Annotated in this window: 4 protein-coding genes; 2 read left to right on the top strand and 2 right to left on the bottom strand. The window is 74.0% G+C overall.

Annotated features, from left to right (window positions below; all coding sequences use genetic code 11):
• Positions 1-74: 74 nt before the first annotated feature.
• Entirely contained in the window at positions 75-1,196 is a 1,122-nt protein-coding gene (locus E1193_RS30580; protein ID WP_132186603.1) for a globin domain-containing protein, read from the bottom strand.
• Between the two features lie 121 nt (positions 1,197-1,317).
• Here E1193_RS30580 and E1193_RS30575 point away from each other — a divergent pair, with 121 nt between their 5' ends.
• Positions 1,318-2,091 (top strand): CPBP family intramembrane glutamic endopeptidase, encoded by a 774-nt coding sequence (locus E1193_RS30575; RefSeq protein WP_132186602.1) that lies wholly within the window; start codon positions 1,318-1,320, stop codon positions 2,089-2,091.
• A gap of 39 nt (positions 2,092-2,130) precedes the next feature.
• On the opposite strand, the gene E1193_RS30570 is transcribed toward E1193_RS30575, so the two are convergent.
• Entirely contained in the window at positions 2,131-2,907 is a 777-nt protein-coding gene (locus E1193_RS30570; protein ID WP_243707973.1) for a hypothetical protein, read from the bottom strand.
• On the opposite strand from E1193_RS30570, the gene E1193_RS33580 reads away from it, so the two are divergent.
• Positions 2,897-3,340, top strand: coding sequence for a hypothetical protein (locus tag E1193_RS33580; RefSeq protein WP_243707972.1), 444 nt, complete (start codon positions 2,897-2,899; stop codon positions 3,338-3,340). The genes E1193_RS30570 and E1193_RS33580 overlap by 11 nt on opposite strands.
• The last annotated feature ends 124 nt before the right edge of the window (positions 3,341-3,464 follow it).

Raw genomic sequence — 3,464 nt, 5'->3', positions numbered from 1 at the left:
GCCGGTGTGGGACCGGGTCGCGTGCCCCAGGGGGCGGGGGCACGCGACCCGGTTTTTCGGGGGGAGGAAAGTCGCTATCCGGCGCCGAAGGTGTCGTACCGGATGTGCGGGGGCGGGACCTCGTCCTCCGCCAGCGCCCGCAGGGTGGCTCGGACCATCGATGCGGAGCCGGAGACGTAGCAGTCGTGCGACGTCCACGGGCCGTACCGGGTCACCACCTCCGACACGTCCCCCTGCTCGCCGTCGAAGTCCGGGTCCTCGCTGCACGCCGGGGTCACCGACAGCCAGGGGTGGGCGGCCACCAGCTCCTCCAGCCCCGCCAGGCCGTACAGCTCGTCCCGGTTCCGGGCGCCGTAGAAGACATGCACCCATCGGGTCCGGTTCCAGGCCGTCAGGTCCTCCACCAGCGCCTTGATCGGGGCCAGCCCGACACCGCCGGCCACGCAGAGCACGTCCCGGGTCGAGTCACGGTCCAGCGTCATCGACCCCATCGGCGCGGCCACCCGGATCAGGTCACCCGGGTTCGTCCGCCGGACCAGGGCGCCCGACACCCAGCCCGCCGCCCCGGCCGGGGTACGCACGTGGAACTCCAGCACGTTGTCGTCGTTCGGGGCGTTCGCCACCGAGTAGGTCCGCCACACCCGGGGCAGGTGCCGCGGCACCTCCACGCTGACGTACTGGCCGGCCTTCCAGGTCAGTGGAGCCTGGAGGGCACGGACGGTCAGTACGGCCGTGTCCGGGCCGTGCCGCTCGTGGGTGAGCACCTCGGCGTGCCAGTACGGCGGGTTCCCGTCGGCCGCCGCGCCGGCCAGCATCTTGTCCGTGATCGCCGCGTACGCGTCCCGCCACGCCTGGTCGTACTCCAGGTTCCAGCCGTCACCGGCGGTGCTGCGCAGCGCGTCGAGCAGGGCGACGCCCATCGTCTCGTAGTGCGACGCGTCCACGTGGTACTTGCGGTGGTCCCGGCCGAGCGAGCGCAGGTACTCCTCGAAGCTCTCCGGATCGTCCACCACCTGTGTCGCGGTGACGATGGCGTCGAGGATCCGGTCGCCCTGCCCGGTCATCTCCACCGGGAAGAGCTTGCGCAGCTCCGGGTCGAGGAGGAACAGCCGGGCGTAGAAGTGACCGCTGAGCCGCTCCCGGTCCTCCTCGACCAGGGTCCAGCTCTCCTTCAGCAGTCGCGCGAAGTCGTGCACGGGACGCTCCTCCTCCTGACGGCGGATCGGGCCCGCATAGAATGTCCACGGAGCGTGCACCTCGGTCGCACAGACTGTGCGACCGGTGCGGTCGGCCCACCGTCTCGGGCACAGTGGTGCGGTGACCGTCGACGAGCTCACCCGCCCGACCTCCCGCAAGGTCCTCGGCACCGAGACCCTGCTGGTCCTCGGCCTCTCCCTCGGGCAGTCGGCCGTGTACGCCGTGGTGTCGATCATCGCTAAGCTGACCGCCGACGGAGGGCTGTCGAAGCAGACCGCCGCGCTCAACACCTCCCAGTCGGCCCGGCCCTGGCTCGACCTGGCGTACCAACTACTGGGCATCGTCTTCGCGCTGCTGCCGGTGCTGCTCGCCGTCCACCTGCTGGCCAGGGACCCCGGCGACCCGGTGCGTACCCTCGGGGTGGACCTGCGCCGCCCCGGGGCCGACCTGGCCCGCGGCGCCGGCCTCGCCGCGCTGATCGGCCTGCCCGGCCTGGCGCTGTTCTGGACGGCCGCGCAACTCGGCGTCAACGCGAAACTGGTCCCCGCCGGTCTGCCCGACGTGTGGTGGGCCGTCCCGGTGCTGATCCTCGCCGCCGCTCAGAACGCCGTGCTGGAGGAGGTCATCGTCGTCGGGTACCTGGTCACACGGCTGCGCCAGATGCAGTGGCGGCTGGGCGCGATCATCGCCGCCAGCGCCCTGCTCCGCGCCTCCTACCACCTCTACCAGGGCTTCGGCGCCTTCGTCGGCAACGCGGTGATGGGCGTGGTGTTCAGCCTGTTCTACCTGCGCACCCGGCGGGTGATGCCGCTGGTCGTCGCGCACACGCTGCTCGACGTGGTCGCCTTCGTCGGCTACACACTGGTGCCGAGGGATTGGCTCAGCTGGCTCTGACCGGCCCGCCGGCCCAGAACCGGCCAGATCCGCCCGAGGTTACCGCCGGCGGGCCGGCCGGTAGACGGCCACCGCCCGCGCCGCCACCCGCCGGGCCGCAGCCGCGTCCCCGCCCGCCGCAGCCAGCAGCGCAGCCCCCGGCAGCAGCCGCGACACCAGCCGCAACGCCACCCAACCGCCGGCCTGCGCGGCCAGCGGCGCGGCCAACCGCCACGCCGCCTCCGCCGCGCGCGGCCACGGCCGGTCCCCCGGACCGTCCGCCGCCCGCGCCGCCGCCAACGCCGCCCGCGCGCTGTCGGCGTCCGGGTGCACCTGGGTCAGCACCAGCAGCTCCACCGCCCGCTCGGCGGCTGACGGATCCCGGCCGTACGCCGCGGCGAGGTGCAGCACCAGCGCGGCCTGGCTCCACAGCAGCACCGCCAGTTCGGCCACCGGCGCGAACACGCCGGCCAGCGCCGAGGTCGCCCCACCCGCGCCGGCCACCCGCACGAAACGCCGGGTGGCGAGCCGGGCCAACCCGTCCGGATCCGCATCCGGGTACGCCTCGCGCAACTCCCGTGCCCAGGCACGGGCGCCGGGCCCGATTCCCTCGACAGCTGCCAGGGCGAGCAACTCGGGCGCGAAACCCGGGTGGTCCACCAAGCGGGTCCGGATCTCCGCCAGATCCAGTCCCGGGGTACGCCCCGAGGTCCGCTCGTCGGCAACCGCCGTGGCCGCCACCGGCTGCCCCGGGGCAGAGATGGCCCTGCTGGTGGCTGTCCGCTTCGCGGCGCCGGCCACGCCGGTGGTGGTCTCCCTTGCGGTGGTGGTCTCCACGACGGTGGGGCTGGCCTTGCCGGTGGTCGGCTTCGTGGCCTTGGTCGCCTTTCGAGCGGCACCCTTCTGTGTCGTGGCCCTCGCGGCCGGGGTGGCCCTCTTCGCCGCTGCGGCCTTCCTCGGGGTCGGGGTTGCCGACCCCGAGGCAGGATCGGTTTCCCGGCCGGCCGGGATCGCCCTCGTCACGGCCTCGCCGGCCGTCACCTCGCCGGCCGCCGGCGCACCACTTGCCGGTGTGGCCGACTTCCGCGCCGTGGGGGCCCGCCGGGCCCTCGGGGTGCTCCTGGTCACCTCAGTCGAGGTGGGTGCCGACTGCCGGCCTGTCGTCTCCGCCACGGCGTCACCCGACGCCGCCGGACCGGTGTGTCCGGCGGTCGTCGCCGACGGGGCGACGTCGGCCGGGTGGGGGGCCTGTCCGGCGGCCGGCGGCTGAAACAGCACCGAGGGCGCCGGTTTCGCCGGCCGGGCCTTCCCCGCAGCCTTGTCGGAGCTGGTCTCATCCTCCGGCCGTGGCGTTTTCGTAGCGGTCGGAGGTGGCGTGAAGGCTGGCTTCGGGG

The sequence above is a fragment of the Micromonospora sp. KC606 genome, from assembly GCF_004348675.1.
Lineage (GTDB): Bacteria > Actinomycetota > Actinomycetes > Mycobacteriales > Micromonosporaceae > Micromonospora.
The sequence above is the reverse complement of the archived record's forward strand: the minus strand, read 5'-3'. Positions and strand labels throughout refer to the sequence as shown.